Origin of the sequence: Burkholderia reimsis, from assembly GCF_003294055.1 — a bacterium.
Classification (GTDB): Bacteria; Pseudomonadota; Gammaproteobacteria; order Burkholderiales; family Burkholderiaceae; genus Burkholderia; species Burkholderia cepacia.
Genome location: NZ_QMFZ01000009.1, coordinates 196,845 through 210,010, shown reverse-complemented (window position 1 = coordinate 210,010; position 13,166 = coordinate 196,845). Strand labels below are relative to the sequence as shown.

The 13,166-nt window shown below is 67.7% G+C and carries 16 protein-coding genes; 10 read left to right on the top strand and 6 right to left on the bottom strand.

Annotation, left to right across the window (positions count from 1 at the left end; translation table 11 throughout):
- Nucleotides 1–60 precede the first annotated feature (60 nt).
- From DPV79_RS13875 to DPV79_RS13860, 4 genes are all read left to right on the top strand, one after another.
- Nucleotides 61–516 carry a TIGR00725 family protein gene (locus DPV79_RS13875; protein WP_224052235.1) on the top strand — a complete coding sequence of 152 codons (456 nt, stop codon included), beginning with the start codon at nucleotides 61–63 and terminating at the stop codon, nucleotides 514–516.
- A 98-nt stretch (nucleotides 517–614) separates the two neighbouring features.
- Complete coding sequence (locus DPV79_RS13870) at nucleotides 615–809, top strand: YqaE/Pmp3 family membrane protein (protein WP_048023552.1); 195 nt, start codon at nucleotides 615–617, stop codon at nucleotides 807–809.
- Between the two features lie 120 nt (nucleotides 810–929).
- Nucleotides 930–2,246, top strand: a complete 1,317-nt coding sequence (locus DPV79_RS13865; protein ID WP_048023549.1) for a type II toxin-antitoxin system HipA family toxin — start codon at nucleotides 930–932, stop codon at nucleotides 2,244–2,246.
- 14 nt (nucleotides 2,247–2,260) lie between these two features.
- Complete coding sequence (locus DPV79_RS13860; RefSeq protein ID WP_048023547.1) at nucleotides 2,261–2,545, top strand: helix-turn-helix domain-containing protein; 285 nt, start codon at nucleotides 2,261–2,263, stop codon at nucleotides 2,543–2,545.
- A 21-nt stretch (nucleotides 2,546–2,566) separates the two neighbouring features.
- Here DPV79_RS13860 and DPV79_RS13855 read toward each other — a convergent pair whose 3' ends face one another.
- Nucleotides 2,567–3,472, bottom strand: coding sequence for a LysR substrate-binding domain-containing protein (locus DPV79_RS13855; protein WP_113045650.1), 906 nt, complete (start codon nucleotides 3,470–3,472; stop codon nucleotides 2,567–2,569).
- Between the two features lie 208 nt (nucleotides 3,473–3,680).
- On the opposite strand from DPV79_RS13855, the gene DPV79_RS13850 reads away from it, so the two are divergent.
- Nucleotides 3,681–4,268, top strand: a complete 588-nt coding sequence (locus DPV79_RS13850) for a hypothetical protein (RefSeq protein WP_244321744.1) — start codon at nucleotides 3,681–3,683, stop codon at nucleotides 4,266–4,268.
- A gap of 144 nt (nucleotides 4,269–4,412) precedes the next feature.
- On the opposite strand, the gene DPV79_RS13845 is transcribed toward DPV79_RS13850, so the two are convergent.
- The 3 genes from DPV79_RS13845 to DPV79_RS13835 are packed head-to-tail and all read right to left on the bottom strand — an operon-like array spanning nucleotide 4,413 to nucleotide 7,026.
- Nucleotides 4,413–4,595, bottom strand: coding sequence for a hypothetical protein (locus DPV79_RS13845; RefSeq protein ID WP_113045648.1), 183 nt, complete (start codon nucleotides 4,593–4,595; stop codon nucleotides 4,413–4,415).
- Nucleotides 4,567–5,574: a cytochrome d ubiquinol oxidase subunit II gene (cydB, locus tag DPV79_RS13840; RefSeq protein ID WP_021163567.1), complete on the bottom strand. Its 1,008-nt coding sequence runs from the start codon at nucleotides 5,572–5,574 to the stop codon at nucleotides 4,567–4,569. The genes DPV79_RS13845 and cydB overlap by 29 nt, the downstream gene beginning before the upstream one ends.
- Nucleotides 5,575–5,604: 30 nt before the next feature.
- The gene (locus tag DPV79_RS13835; RefSeq protein WP_060174005.1) at nucleotides 5,605–7,026 is read right to left on the bottom strand and encodes a cytochrome ubiquinol oxidase subunit I; all 1,422 of its coding nucleotides are present in this window, start codon (nucleotides 7,024–7,026) and stop codon (nucleotides 5,605–5,607) included.
- A 502-nt stretch (nucleotides 7,027–7,528) separates the two neighbouring features.
- Between DPV79_RS13835 and DPV79_RS13830 the strand changes: the two genes are divergently transcribed.
- The 3 genes from DPV79_RS13830 to ltaE all read left to right on the top strand — a co-directional run bounded on the left by DPV79_RS13830 (nucleotide 7,529) and on the right by ltaE (nucleotide 9,578).
- Nucleotides 7,529–7,855, top strand: a complete 327-nt coding sequence (locus tag DPV79_RS13830; protein WP_021163569.1) for a hypothetical protein — start codon at nucleotides 7,529–7,531, stop codon at nucleotides 7,853–7,855.
- A 13-nt stretch (nucleotides 7,856–7,868) separates the two neighbouring features.
- The gene (locus DPV79_RS13825; RefSeq protein ID WP_060051060.1) at nucleotides 7,869–8,399 is read left to right on the top strand and encodes a YMGG-like glycine zipper-containing protein; all 531 of its coding nucleotides are present in this window, start codon (nucleotides 7,869–7,871) and stop codon (nucleotides 8,397–8,399) included.
- Nucleotides 8,400–8,564: 165 nt separating this feature from the next.
- Nucleotides 8,565–9,578, top strand: coding sequence for a low-specificity L-threonine aldolase (gene ltaE / locus DPV79_RS13820; RefSeq protein WP_059487550.1), 1,014 nt, complete (start codon nucleotides 8,565–8,567; stop codon nucleotides 9,576–9,578).
- 114 nt (nucleotides 9,579–9,692) lie between these two features.
- Here ltaE and DPV79_RS13815 read toward each other — a convergent pair whose 3' ends face one another.
- Both DPV79_RS13815 and DPV79_RS13810 read right to left on the bottom strand, forming a co-directional pair.
- Nucleotides 9,693–9,905, bottom strand: a complete 213-nt coding sequence (locus DPV79_RS13815; RefSeq protein ID WP_042978387.1) for a DUF1059 domain-containing protein — start codon at nucleotides 9,903–9,905, stop codon at nucleotides 9,693–9,695.
- Nucleotides 9,906–10,064: 159 nt separating this feature from the next.
- Entirely contained in the window at nucleotides 10,065–10,970 is a 906-nt protein-coding gene (locus DPV79_RS13810; RefSeq protein WP_021164296.1) for an HTH-type transcriptional regulator ArgP, read from the bottom strand.
- 286 nt (nucleotides 10,971–11,256) lie between these two features.
- On the opposite strand from DPV79_RS13810, the gene DPV79_RS13805 reads away from it, so the two are divergent.
- Nucleotides 11,257–11,910 (top strand): peroxiredoxin, encoded by a 654-nt coding sequence (locus tag DPV79_RS13805; protein ID WP_059648996.1) that lies wholly within the window; start codon nucleotides 11,257–11,259, stop codon nucleotides 11,908–11,910.
- 131 nt (nucleotides 11,911–12,041) lie between these two features.
- The gene (locus DPV79_RS13800; RefSeq protein ID WP_048023538.1) at nucleotides 12,042–13,112 is read left to right on the top strand and encodes a rhodanese-like domain-containing protein; all 1,071 of its coding nucleotides are present in this window, start codon (nucleotides 12,042–12,044) and stop codon (nucleotides 13,110–13,112) included.
- The last annotated feature ends 54 nt before the right edge of the window (nucleotides 13,113–13,166 follow it).

The window sequence follows — 13,166 nt, the reverse complement described above, 5'->3', positions numbered from 1 at the left end:
CCGGTGCGCGACGCGCTCGCGCGACTCGCGCGGCGGCAACGCAGCGCACGCCGGCACCGGATGCCGGTCGGCTTGATCGGCCCGCGCGACGCGACGGATGAGCAGATGCGGGTCGCGGAACGGATTGCGTACGCGGTGGCGTCGACGGGCGTTGCGCTGGTCGGCGGCGGCAAGCAGGGCGTGATGGAGGCCGCCGCGCGTGGTGCGCACGCGGCTGGCGGCTGCGCGATCGGGCTGTTGCCCGAAGACGATGCGACGCTTGCGAATCCGTACCTGAGCGTCGCACTGCCGACCGGGCTCGGCATCACGCGCAATGCACTGGTCGCGCGTGCGTCGCTGTGCCTGATCGCAGTCGGCGGCGGGCTCGGCACGCTGTCCGAAATCGCGCTCGGGTTGCAGTGGGGCAAGCCGGTATTCACGATTTGCGGTGCGCCACAGGTCGCGGGCGTCGAGCGCTTCGACGACACGGACGCGCTCGTCGCGCGCGTCGCGCAGTGGCTGGCCGATTCGGCGTAACGCCGGCTCGCGCGTCGGGCACGGCCTTGAATTGAGGCGTGCAACCCGCCATATTGGCTGCGTATCACCCGTTCAACGACGTACCGAGAGGATTGTTCATGCGCCTACTGCTTGCGCTGCTGCTGCCGTGGTTCCAGTTTTTCACGATCGGCCGCCCGATCGCCGGGATCATCTGCCTGGTCCTGCAACTCACGATCATCGGCTGGCTGCCGGCCGCGATCTGGTCGGTGTATGCGCTGAGCCAGTACAAGACCGACCGCAAGATCGACGCGGCGTTGCGCGAGCGGCGGTGAGCGGGCTCTGGCGGTAGCGGGAATCGTCAGGAGGAGCTTCCAGAAGCAGTTGTCATTTCGGCAGAAATTTATATAATTCATGCGTGCTTACCTGCATTATTTGTATAGATTTATGCGTAAATGAGGGCTTCCTGCACAATCCAGCTTCATGCCGATGGCAACTGGCACGATATCGGCAGCGTCACCCTGTTCGGCGAGCCTGACGAAGGGTGGCGCGGTCGCGCCTATTCGGGTTACGACGTCGAATGGATCGTCCGTCATCAGTCTGTTCGTGACGCGCACGCGATGTCGTGCACGTTTCCGGTCGAACTCGAGCCGCTGGTGACGTCTCACTGGCCGGTTTTCCTGATCGATTTGTTGCCCCAGGGTTTCGGCCGCCAGGAACTGTTGCGCCGCCTCGATTTGCCGGAAACGGCAGAGGAGCGTGCCGACTGGCCACTGCTGCTGGCGGGAGCCGGTAATTCGATCGGCAATCTGCGGATCAAGGAAGCCGCGCAGTGGCTTGCCGAGCGCGAGGGGCCGCTGCAAGGTTTCACGGATGACGACGTGGCCATGCGCGGAGACGCGTTCAGCGAATATCTCGCCGAACACGGATTCTTCGTTGCAGGCTCCTCGGGCGTGCAGGGTGAATGGCCGAAGCTGTTGCTGACCCGCGCCGACGACGGACTGCTCTATCTCGATCACACGCTGCCCGACGCGCGAGCGGTCGCGCACTACATCGTCAAGTTCGGGCGTGGTACCAACGAGCGTCTTGCACAGATCCTGCGACACGAAGCACCCTACATGGCTTTGGCCCAGCGCCTGGGCTTGCGCGTGCATGCGCCGCTCACGCTGCGTGATCGGGCGTTATTCATCCCGCGGTTCGATCGCGCACGCGTCGGCGACGGTGTTGTCCGGTTGGCCCAGGAAAGCATTGCATCGTTGACGGGCAAAGCCGGTTTCGGTGTCGTGCCGAGTCACGACGAGGTATGTGCGCATCTCGTCCGGCAATGCACGAATCCCCACACCGAGGTTGCCGAGTACTTGTGTCGCGACGTCGCCAATCTCGCGTTGGGCAACAAGGACAATCACGCGCGAAACACCGCCTTGCAACGCGATTTCGACGGGCATGTTGCGCTGACGCCGCTTTTCGACTTTGCACCGATGTATCTGCATCCCGACGGCATTGCGCGACGCATTCGGTGGGAAGGAAATGACGGCGGTCGGCCGGATTGGGAGCGGGTGCTCGATGCGGTTGTCCGGTCGAGCGAGCAGCACGCGGGAGAGGGGCAACCCGTGCTGGATCGTGACGCATTGCGTGCGCGGCTCCGTGCAATGGCACCGCGTTTGCAGGAGATCGCCGATCAGGGGGCGGATCTGGGCCTGGAACCCGATGTGCACGCATTTCTCAAACCGGGCCTGGAGCGGCTGGCCCGTGAACTGGATGCGTTGCGCTGAGCGGGAACGACACCATGGACAAACGCTATAACGCGATGTCGCTTCCGGAACAGCTCGCGCTGAGGCGGCAAGCGATCGAGGACGTGCTGGCGCACCCCGAATGGTCGCTGCGTGAATCGGTGCGCCATCTGAAGAAGACGATGCGGCTGACGAGCGCCGAAATGGCCAAGCTCGCAGGCGTGTCGACCAAGACGATTCAGGATATCGAGCAGGGCCGCAGTGACGGGACGGTACAGACGATGAATCGCATCTTTGGCATGCTGGGGCTCAAACTGGGTGTGGTGCGGCAGAACGCATAGCCCGGTAATGCCCATCGCCGGTTACTGCGGCGGCGGCCCATCCAGCGCCTCGGCCCGCGCGAACAGCCAGTCGATGAACGTGCGCAGCGCCGGATCGTCGTCGTTGCGATACAGGCAATGAAACGGCGGTCCTTCCAGGTGGACTTCCGGAAACAGCGCGATGAGCCGGCCGCGAGCGAGATCGTCGCGCACCACCGCGCGCGGCGCGAGGCATACGCCGAGCCCGCTCGCGGCGGCCTGGACCAACAGGAAAAACTCGCGATAGAACGGCCCGCGCAGCGTCTCGGTGGCGTCGGTGCCAGCCTGGTGGAACCAGTATTGCCACGCCTGCGGCAACCCCGCGTAGTGGAGCAGCGGCGCATCGCGCAGGTCCGCCGGCACGCGTACCCGTTCGAGAGCGGGATGGCCGGGCGCACACACGGGTAACGCGACATTCGCGAGCAGCGGCCGCGACACGAAACCCTTGCGACGCAGCTCCGGCGTATAGCGGCGGATCACGATGTCGCATGTCTCGTCGAACTGGTCGCGCTCCATGTCGGCGCTCGTGACGAGCTGCACGTCGATGTCGGGATGCGCGGCCTGGAACACGGCCAGTTGCGTCAGCAACCATCCATGCGCGAATGACACGGATGCATTGATGCGGATCGGATGGCCGCCGACCGGCTCGAACATCTGCCCCGTCGCCTGCGCAAGCCGGCCGAGGCAGCTCGCGACGTCGACGAGGTAATGCCGCGCGCGCGGCGTGAGCCGCAACGAGCGCCCGTCGCGTTCGAACAGCTTCTGCCCGAAGAACGATTCGAGCACGCGGATCTGCTGCGCGACCGCGCTCTGGGTCACGTTCAGTTCGTCGGCGGCGAGGGTGAGGCTCTGCAGGCGGCCGGCAGCTTCGAAGCTGCGCAGCGCGTTCAGGGGCGGCAATCGGCGCATCGTGAGATCGCGAAGAAAAGCTACACAGTGGGTCAAAAAATGTCATTTGTGGCGGTCGGGGCGCCTCCCTATCATGGCGCCGACAGGAGAGAACGCCCCGATGACGATCATATCGCCACCCGACGCCCGGGCAACCGGAATTCGCCACCGTCTTCGCGTCCGGCGCGCGGCACGTCGTGCGACGAACCGCCCGGCCGCGGTGCCGCCCATGCGCGGCCGCGGCGCGCTGGCGCTCGCCTGTGCCGGGCTGTTCGCGGCGCTGACCGGATGCGCGACGAAAGCCGACAACGAGCGGCAGATCGGCGACGGCGGATCGCTGGTGCGCTACAGCTCGAGCCAGACCGAAGTCGACCTGACCGATGCCGAGCAGCAGACGCTGCGCATGCTCAGCGACCGCCGCTATGCGGACGCGACGCAGGCGCGCGTGCTCGACGCGGTGGCCGGCGCGCTGCGTGCGCAGGGTTATGCGCCGGTGACGGTCGATCGCGATTCGGGGCTGGTGGAAGCGGGGCGCAGCGACACGCTGATCCCGAAGTGGCGTCAGCTGCTGCGCGGCGCGCTGAAGGCGCGCATCGGGATGCTGCCGACGAAGCCCGATCATGAACGCGTGACCGCAATCGTGACGGTTCGGGCGGGGCGGGACGCGCACGTCGCGATCGTGCGCGCGCGATTCGATCGTACGGTGTGGGACAGCGCCGGCGATTCGCGTACCAAGACCGTCATGGAGCCCGAGTACTACCAGGCGTTTTTCGCGGAAGTGGACAAGGCGATGTGCGCGACGAAGTGCGAGCAGTGAGCGGGGCACGCGCCGGCGCGTGAAAGCGTGAATGCCGGGGACGAGGATCGCCACGGCGGCGTGCCGGTGGCGACGGTGGCGCGCCGGAGGCGGATTGCGCGGAACGGGCCCGGCATGCGCCCTGGCGTGCAACGCGGAAGGGGCCTACTTCACCGCAAACAGCGTCAGGTTCATGAAGATCTTGAACGCGTAACCGAGCGTGACGGCGCCGATCACGCCGCCGGCCCACAGCACGACGAACCACATCCAGCCGCGCATCCGCGGCCGGGGGGCCGCGGCGGCGGAGTGCCCGGCGGAATCAGTGGTGGTAGTAATGCTGGTCTTCATGGCGCACCTTGCCTCGGAATACCCAGTAACCCATCGTCGTGTAGGCGATGATGATCGGGAGGATAACCGCTGCGCCGACCAGTGTGAAGGTCTGGCTGGAGCGCGGTGCCGCGGCTTCCCAGATCGTCATCGTCTGAGGAATCGCATACGGGAACAGCGTGACGAGCAGGCCGACGTAGCCGAGCAGCACGAGCGCCAGCGCGAGCACGAACGGCGTCATGTCATGCCGGTTGCGCACCGCGCGGCGCATCCATACCGCGCACGCGGCGACCAGGAACGGCACCGGCAGCAGGCGCCAGAACAGCCCCGAATCGAACCAGCGCTGCGCGATGGCCGGGTCCTGCAGCGGCGTCCACAGGCTCACCACCGCGATGAAGCCGAGCAGCACGAGCGTCAGCGGCCACACGACGCGATGGAGGCGCCGCTGCAGGTCGCCTTCCGTCTTCGCGACGAGCCAGCAGCAGCCGAGCAGCGCGTAGGTCACGATCAGGCCGAGGCCGGTCAGCAGGCTGAACGGCGTGAGCCAGTCGAAGGCATCGCCCGCGAACACGCCGTCCTTCACGTTGATGCCCTGCAGGAACGCGCCGAGCGCGATCCCCTGGAACAGCGTCGCGCCGGCCGAGCCGCCGATGAACGCCAGATCCCACAGCTGCTTCGTGCGCCGCGCCTTCGCGCGGATCTCGAACGACACGCCGCGGAAGATCAGGCACACCAGCATGAAGATCAGCGGCAGGTACAGCGCCGACAGCACGGTCGAATAGACGACCGGGAACACCGCGAACAGCCCGGCGCCGCCGAGCACGAGCCACGTCTCGTTGCCGTCCCACACGGGCGCGACCGTGTTCATCATCAGGTCGCGTTCCTTCTCGTCCGGAAAGAACGGGAAGACGATGCCGATGCCGAGGTCGAAGCCGTCGAGCACGACGTACATGAAGAGCCCCAATGCGATGATCGCGGCCCAGATTACGGTGACGTCCATAGGTTTTCTCGTATGCGGAATGGGGTGGGCTCAGACGGTCTCGATCAGCTCGTCGACGGCCGACATCGGACGGCGCGCGGTGTGATCGGGGCGCGTGTCGGGCATGTCGTGTTTCGGGTCGTGCTTCACGTCGGGCAGCGCGGGGCCGGCCTTCATCAGCTTCAGCATGTAGTACACGCCGGTGCCGAACACGAGGAAGTACACGATCACGAACGTCATCATCGACAGGCTGACCTGCTGCACCGACAGCGGCGACACCGCATGCGCGGTGCGCATCACGCCATACACGACCCACGGCTGGCGGCCCGCTTCGGTCGTGACCCAGCCCGCGAGCAGCGACACGAAGCCGGTCGGGCCCATCACGAGCGCAAAGCGCTGGAACCACTTCGATTCATACAGGCTGCCGCGGCGGCGCAGGAGCCACGCGAGCGCGGCGAGGCCGATCATCGCGATGCCGAGGCCGACCATGATCCGGAAGCTCCAGAACACGACCGTCGAGTTCGGGCGGTCTTCCGGCGGGAATTCCTTCAGCCCGCGGATCTCGCCGTCCCAGCTGTGCGTGAGGATCAGGCTGCCGAGGTGCGGCACCTTCACCGCGTAGCGGGTCGTTTCCGCCTTCATGTCCGGAATGCCGAACAGGTTGAGCGCGGTGCCGCCCTTCTCGGTTTCCCACAGCCCTTCGATCGCGGCGATCTTCGCGGGCTGGTGTTTCAGCGTGTTGATGCCGTGCTGGTCGCCGATCACGGCCTGCAGCGGTGCGAGCACGAGCAGCAGCCACAGCGCCATCGAGAACATCTTCTTCACGCCCTTGTCGCGGCGGCCCTTCAGCAGGTGCCATGCGCCCGTTGCGGCCACCACCAGCGCGGCGACGATGAACGCGGCGATCGCCATGTGGAACAGGCGGTACGGGAACGACGGGTTGAAGATGATCGCGAACCAGTCGGTCGGCACGACGCGGCCGTCGACGATCTCGAAGCCCTGCGGCGTCTGCATCCAGCTGTTCGACGCGAGAATCCAGAACGTCGAGATCAGCGTGCCGATCGCGACCATCAGCGTCGCGCCGAAGTGCGCGCGCGGGCTCACGCGGTTCCAGCCGAACAGCATGATGCCGAGGAAACCGGCCTCGAGGAAGAACGCGGTCATGACCTCGTACATCAGCAGCGGCCCGGTGACCGCGCCGGCGAAGCTCGAGAAGCCCGACCAGTTCGTGCCGAACTGGTAGCTCATCACGACGCCGGAAACGACGCCCATCCCGAACGCGACCGCGAAGATCTTCGACCAGAACAGGCAGAGGGTTTTGTAGTACTGCTTGCCGGTTTTCAGCCAGCGATATTCGAGGACGGCGATGAAGCTGGCGAGGCCGATGCTCAGCGCCGGAAAGACGATGTGAAAGGAGACGGTGAACGCGAATTGCAGGCGGGCCAGATCGAGGGCCGAAAGAGCGGTGTCCATACCAGTTGACCGAGGCTGACGATACCCGCCGGCGGGTGCCGGCGGACCCCGGCGGACGGGCGTCGGGGTTGGCTGGAGTATGGGCCGCGATGTTGCACCGCGAAATGCGCCAACTCGTCGCAGATGTCCAGCCCGTCTCTCGCGATTCCGGGGTAAATCGTTGATTCGTATCAAGAAGCCTGTTTGCGGCGCGCGCGGCTGCGGCGTGGCGGTCTGACGCACGTGCGTCAATATGGCGCGTCGCGTCATCGGAACGGTTCGATCCGGGCGCGAACGCTGCGCGACACCGCCCCCCTCGGCGCCCGCGCGCGGCCGAACCGTTGCGGTGCGTTATCGCGTAACGCACGCGCTCGTGCCGGCGGGCCGCGGGAGATGGGGTCTGTCACATCGGTAACGCCGCGCAACATTGGCGCGTGCGCCCGTAATGGATGACGGATCGCGCGCGGCGTAGCGTTCGGTATGTCGGGTTCGCATCGACGAACCGCCAGCCGGAGAACGTGACGTGAATGGATTGAAGCTCGCACTGGGCGCGGTGGCCGCAGTGGCGATCGCGACGGGCGGCGTGGCGCATGCCGCCCGGGTCGGGGTCTATATCGGCCCCGGCTACCCGTATTACTACCCCGTCGTCCCTGCGCCTTATTACTACCCGCCGCCCGTCGTCGCGGTACCCGTCGACCCGGGGCCGCCGCCCGAGTACGTCGAGAAAGGGCAGCCGCAGGACGACGGCGACGCGAACGTCTGGTACTACTGCGACGCGTCGAAGCATTACTACCCGCATGTGAAGACCTGCAAGTCGGGCTGGCGATCGGTGCCGGCACGGCCGCAGTGACGGAGGCGCGACGATGAAATCCCTGTTTCGACCACTGCGCGTGCCGGCCGCGCTGGCGCTGGCCGGCCTGCTCGGCGCGTGCGCGTACATGCCGACCGGGCCGAGCGTGATGGCGCTGCCCGGCACCGGCAAGTCGTTCGACCAGTTCCGCGCCGACGATGCGAACTGCCGTCAATACGCGTTCGAGCAATCGGGTGGCGTGAGTGCCGGGCAGGCATCGACCGCGAGCGCGGTCGGCAGCGCGGCCGTCGGCACCGCACTCGGGGCGGCGGCCGGCGCGGCGTTCAACGGCGGCACGGGTGCGGCCGTCGGCGCAGGCGCGGGGCTGCTCGCGGGCAGCGTGGTCGGTGCCGGTGCGGCGCAAGGCTCGGCCTACGACATCCAGCGCCGCTACGACTACGGCTACCTGCAATGCATGTACGCGACCGGGAACCGCGTGCCGGTGCCGGGCGGGATGAGCGGCGGCGGTGGATACGGCGGCGCACCGCGCGCGGCGCCGCCGATGCCGCCGGCGGGTGTCCAGCCGCCGCCGCCGCGCTACTGACGGCGGCCCGGGTGGCGGCGTGCCGCATCGCGTGCCGGTGCGCCGTGCATACGTCGCCCGCCGGCCGCCGCCACACACACGCTGCGTGAATTGCGTACACTCTGAGTCTCGTTTCGGCAGGGCCGGGCGCATCGGTTCCGGTCCGCGTTTACCCAGGACTCAGCGATGATCGATTTACGCAGCGATACCGTGACACGTCCGAGCCAGGCAATGCTGGCCGCGATGACTGCCGCCGAAGTCGGCGACGACGTATGGGGTGACGACCCGACCGTGCTGCGCCTGCAGGCGGTGATGGCCGAGCGGGCCGGCAAGGAAGCCGGCCTGTTCTTCCCGAGCGGCACGCAGAGCAACCTCGCCGCGCTGATGGCCCATTGCGAACGCGGCGACGAGTACATCGTCGGCCAGCTCGCGCACACCTACAAGTACGAAGGCGGCGGTGCGGCCGTGCTGGGCAGCATCCAGCCGCAGCCGATCGAGAACGCGCCGGACGGCACGCTGCCGCTCGCGAAGATCGCCGCGGCGATCAAGCCGATCGACAATCACTTTGCCCGCACGCGCCTGCTCGCGCTCGAAAACACGATCGGCGGCCAGGTCTTGCCGGAAGGCTATGTCCAGGAAGCCACCGCGTTCGCGCGCAGCCGCGGGTTGGCGCTGCATCTCGACGGCGCGCGCGTGTGCAACGCCGCCGTCGCGTCGGGCCGTTCGATCGCCGAGCTGTGCGCGCCGTTCGACACCGTGTCGATCTGCTTCTCGAAAGGGCTCGGTACACCGGTCGGCTCGGTGCTGGTCGGCAACCGCGTGCTGATCGAGCGCGCGCAGCGCTGGCGCAAGGTGCTCGGCGGCGCGATGCGGCAGTCGGGCATTCTCGCGGCCGCGTGCCTGTATGCGCTCGACCACAACGTCGAGCGGCTCGCGGACGATCACGCGAACGCCGCGCATCTCGCGGCGGGCCTCGCGCGCATCGACGCGGTGAAGGTGCTGTCGCACGCGACGAACATGGTGTTCGCGCAATTCCCCGAAGCCGATTGCGCGCCGCTCGAGGCGTGGCTCAAGGAACGCGGGATCCTCACGCAGATGCTGTACGCGTCGCGCTTCGTCACGCACTGCGACGTGTCGCGCGCGGACATCGATACCTTCATCGATGCGGTCGGCGCGTATTTCGCGCAGCGCCGCGCGTAACGGGGAATGCGCCGGCCGGCGGGAGAGCCGGCACGAGGTGGCGCGAAGCAGGGAGCGAAGAGGCGACGGGGGCGACGAGGCAATCCGTCTGTCGATATCGGGCGAGCCGGCGGATTACGCTTGCCGGGGTGCGTCGGCGGGGGGCGTGCCGTCGCGGAACAGCGTTTTCAGCTGCGTGCGCAGTTCGGCGCTGTCGGTGTGCTGGTGCACCAGCACCGCATGCTGCACGGCGGCCTCCAGCAGTTCGTTGTCGGAGTCGGCGGAAATCGCGACCGAGCAGTTCGTCGCGCTGGGAAACTCGCGGCAATCGATATAGCGGCGGGACATGATGTTCTCCTTGCGGGAAAGGGAACGGCCGGATGTGCGTGATCGGCCGCGCGGCGCGTTCGCGAGGCCGATGGAAAAAGTATAGGCGGCGCGGCAGGGTTTCTCGCTGCGATGCGTACCGCGCCGCGCACCGCCCCGGCGGTGTCGATCACCCGCGCGTCACGGCAGCGGCGCGAGCAGCCGGCGTGCCGCCTCGACGACGCGTTCCGACAACGACGCCATCGTCGGCGACTGCACGGTCCACGCGTGCCAATACAGCGTGACGTCGGTCGGATGCGCGGGCGCGAGATCGACGAGCCCCTGCGCGTCGAGCGGCGCGGCGCCGATCAGCGGCTCCGGCACCATCGCGTAGCCGAGCCCGTGCCGCACCGCCGCGAAGTGCGAATGGGTGCCCGGCACGTAGTGGCACGGGTAGGCGCCCTCGGGCAGCCCGAATTTCTCCTTCAGGAACGACGACTGCAGCGTATCGCGCCGCGAGTACGCGACGACGGGCGCCTTGCGCGCGCTCGTGCGGTTCAGCCCGCGCGGGAACCAGCGCACCGCGAACGCGGCGGCCGCGAGCAGCCGGTAGCGCATCGTGCCGAGCGGCGTCGCGAGACAGCCGCGCATCGGCTTCGGCTCGGTCGTCACGCAGCCCACCGCCATCCCGCTTTCGAGCAGCGCGAACGTGTGGTCCTGGTCTTCGACGATCAGCTCGAACAGGATGCGCTCGCCGGCGAGTACGGACGTCAGTGCCGGAAGAAACCACGTGCCGAGGCTGTCGGAGTTGAGCGCGATCGTGACCGAGATCGGCGATTCGCGCTCGGTCGCGAGCGTGCTTTGCAGGTCGGCCTGCAGCAGCGCGACGCGGCGCAGGTGCTGCAGCACGCGCTGCCCGGCCACCGTCGGGCGGCACGGCCGCGTGCGCAGCACGAGCGGCGTGCCGAGGCTCGCTTCCAGTGCGCGGACCCGCTGCGTGACGGCCGATGCGGTCACGTGCAGGCGCACGGCCGCCTGCTCGAAGCTGCCCGTGTCGGCGACGGCCAGCAGTGCGGCGGCCTGCTTCGGATCGATCGTCATCGACATGTCGGTGGCATTCCTGTGAACGTAAGACGAGAGGAGCCGCTAGTGTAAGGCAGCCCGCACGCGCGCCCGGTTGCGGCGCATCGTGCTGCCGTGCCGCATTCGTCGTCGGAATCGGCCGAGACATCGCGCACACCGCATGCCGGTGGCGCGCGCATTTTGAACTAGGCTATATGAACGCGCGGAACCCGGGCATGTGCCATGCCTGCACTCCGCGCGCGGACGATCGCGCGTCGCGCGCAAGCCGCGGCGCGGGCGTCGTGACGATTCCCATTTGACGGAGACGAACATGTCGATTCGACTAGGCGAGGACGCGCCCGATTTCACCGCGGAGACCACCGAGGGAACGATCCGCTTTCATGAATGGATCGGCGACCATTGGGCGATCCTGTTTTCCCATCCGAAGGATTTCACGCCGGTATGCACGACCGAACTCGGCTACATGGCCGGGCTCAAGCCGGAATTCGACAAGCGCAACACGAAGATCATCGGGCTGTCGATCGATCCGGTCAGCGATCACCGGAAGTGGGTGGCGGATATCGCCGAGACGCAGGGTCACGCGGTCAACTATCCGCTGATCGGCGACGACGAGCTGAAGGTCGCGAAGCTGTACGACATGATTCATCCGAATGCGAGCGGCGGCCCGCGCACGGCGGTCGACAACGCGACCGTGCGCTCGGTGTTCGTCATCGGGCCGGACAAGAAGGTCAAGGCGATGCTCGTTTATCCGATGAGCGCGGGACGCAATTTCGACGAGGTGCTGCGCCTGCTCGACGCGTTGCAGCTCAACGCGCAGCATACGGTGGCGACGCCGGTCAACTGGCGGCCCGGCGACGATGTCATCATTCCGACGTCGGTGTCGGACGATGCGGCCAGGCAGAAGTATCCGCAGGGCTTCCGGACGCTGAAGCCGTACCTGCGTTACGTGACGCAGCCGCGCTGACGCGCCGTGCCGGCCGGATGCCGGCAGTGCGGGACCACGACGGGGCGGCCCGCGGCGGCCGCGGCGACAGGGGTGGCTGCGGCGGCGCGGGCCGGACAATGCGCATCAACCAGCGACGGAGCGACTTCGCGATGATCTTCCGGCAACTCTTCGACCCGCAATCGTCGACGTACACGTACCTGCTCGCCGACCCCGCGTCGCGCGAAGCACTGCTGATCGATCCGGTGTTCGAGCAGGTGCGCCGCGACGCGGCGCTGCTCGACGAGCTCGGGCTGCGGCTCGTCGCGACCGTCGACACGCACGTGCATGCCGATCACGTGACGGGCGCGTGGCTGCTGAAGCAGCGCACGGGCAGCACGATCGCGATCTCGGCTGCGAGCGGCGCGCAGGGCGCCGATCGTTACCTGAACGACGGCGACCGCTGTGCGTTCGGCGCGCGCTACCTGACCGTGCGCGCGACGCCCGGCCACACGAGCGGCTGCATCAGCCTCGTGCTCGACGACGAATCGATGGCGTTCACCGGCGATTGCCTGCTGATTCGCGGCACCGGCCGCACCGACTTCCAGCAGGGCGACCCGCGCGCGCTGTATCGCGCGGTGCACGGCCGGCTTTTCACGCTGCCGGCCGCGTGCCTGCTGTATCCGGCGCACGACTATCGCGGGCTCACGGTGACGAGCGTCGGCGAGGAGCGGCGCTTCAATCCGCGCCTCGGCGGCGATCTGAGCGAAGACGATTTCGCGGGCTACATGCGCAACCTCGGGCTCGCGCACCCGCGCCAGATCGATGTCGCGGTGCCGGCGAACCTTCAATGCGGCGTCGCCGCGAACGCGCCCGATGCGCAGGCGGCACCCGACTGGGCGCCGCTCGTCTACACGTTCGCCGGGTTCTGGGAAATCGATCCGCAATGGCTCGAGGATCATTTGCAGGCGGTGCAGGTGGTCGACGTGCGCGAGCCGGACGAATTCACGGGCCCGCTCGGCCATCTGCCCGGCGCGACGCCGATTCCGCTCGGCGAACTGGCCGCGCGTGCCGGCGAGATCGCGCGCGACCGGCCGGTCGTGACCGTGTGCCGGGCCGGCGGGCGATCCGCGCAGGCGACCGTGATCCTGCTGAAAGCCGGCTTCGACACGGTCGCCAATCTCGGCGGCGGGATGCTGCGCTGGCGTGCCGAGGGGCGCGTCGTGATGGACGGCCGGTCGTAACGGCACAAGTCGCACGACAAAAATAAATTCCGGACCGCTGTCGAAACGGCCGGG

What these genes read in the sequence shown, in the direction of transcription:
- DPV79_RS13815 (WP_042978387.1), bottom strand. Translation starts at nt 9,905, where the DNA reads ATGTCCCGCCGCTATATCGATTGCCGCGAGTTTCCCAGCGCGACGAAC.
- cydB (WP_021163567.1), bottom strand. Translation starts at nt 5,574, where the DNA reads ATGGACGTCACCGTAATCTGGGCCGCGATCATCGCATTGGGGCTCTTC.
- DPV79_RS13800 (WP_048023538.1), top strand. Translation starts at nt 12,042, where the DNA reads ATGATCTTCCGGCAACTCTTCGACCCGCAATCGTCGACGTACACGTAC.
- ltaE (WP_059487550.1), top strand. Translation starts at nt 8,565, where the DNA reads ATGATCGATTTACGCAGCGATACCGTGACACGTCCGAGCCAGGCAATG.
- DPV79_RS13870 (WP_048023552.1), top strand. Translation starts at nt 615, where the DNA reads ATGCGCCTACTGCTTGCGCTGCTGCTGCCGTGGTTCCAGTTTTTCACG.
- DPV79_RS13835 (WP_060174005.1), bottom strand. Translation starts at nt 7,026, where the DNA reads ATGGACACCGCTCTTTCGGCCCTCGATCTGGCCCGCCTGCAATTCGCG.
- DPV79_RS13845 (WP_113045648.1), bottom strand. Translation starts at nt 4,595, where the DNA reads ATGAAGACCAGCATTACTACCACCACTGATTCCGCCGGGCACTCCGCC.
- DPV79_RS13825 (WP_060051060.1), top strand. Translation starts at nt 7,869, where the DNA reads ATGAAATCCCTGTTTCGACCACTGCGCGTGCCGGCCGCGCTGGCGCTG.
- DPV79_RS13810 (WP_021164296.1), bottom strand. Translation starts at nt 10,970, where the DNA reads ATGTCGATGACGATCGATCCGAAGCAGGCCGCCGCACTGCTGGCCGTC.
- DPV79_RS13805 (WP_059648996.1), top strand. Translation starts at nt 11,257, where the DNA reads ATGTCGATTCGACTAGGCGAGGACGCGCCCGATTTCACCGCGGAGACC.
- DPV79_RS13855 (WP_113045650.1), bottom strand. Translation starts at nt 3,472, where the DNA reads ATGCGCCGATTGCCGCCCCTGAACGCGCTGCGCAGCTTCGAAGCTGCC.
- DPV79_RS13850 (WP_244321744.1), top strand. Translation starts at nt 3,681, where the DNA reads ATGCGCGGCCGCGGCGCGCTGGCGCTCGCCTGTGCCGGGCTGTTCGCG.
- DPV79_RS13860 (WP_048023547.1), top strand. Translation starts at nt 2,261, where the DNA reads ATGGACAAACGCTATAACGCGATGTCGCTTCCGGAACAGCTCGCGCTG.
- DPV79_RS13875 (WP_224052235.1), top strand. Translation starts at nt 61, where the DNA reads ATGCCGGTCGGCTTGATCGGCCCGCGCGACGCGACGGATGAGCAGATG.
- DPV79_RS13865 (WP_048023549.1), top strand. Translation starts at nt 930, where the DNA reads ATGAGGGCTTCCTGCACAATCCAGCTTCATGCCGATGGCAACTGGCAC.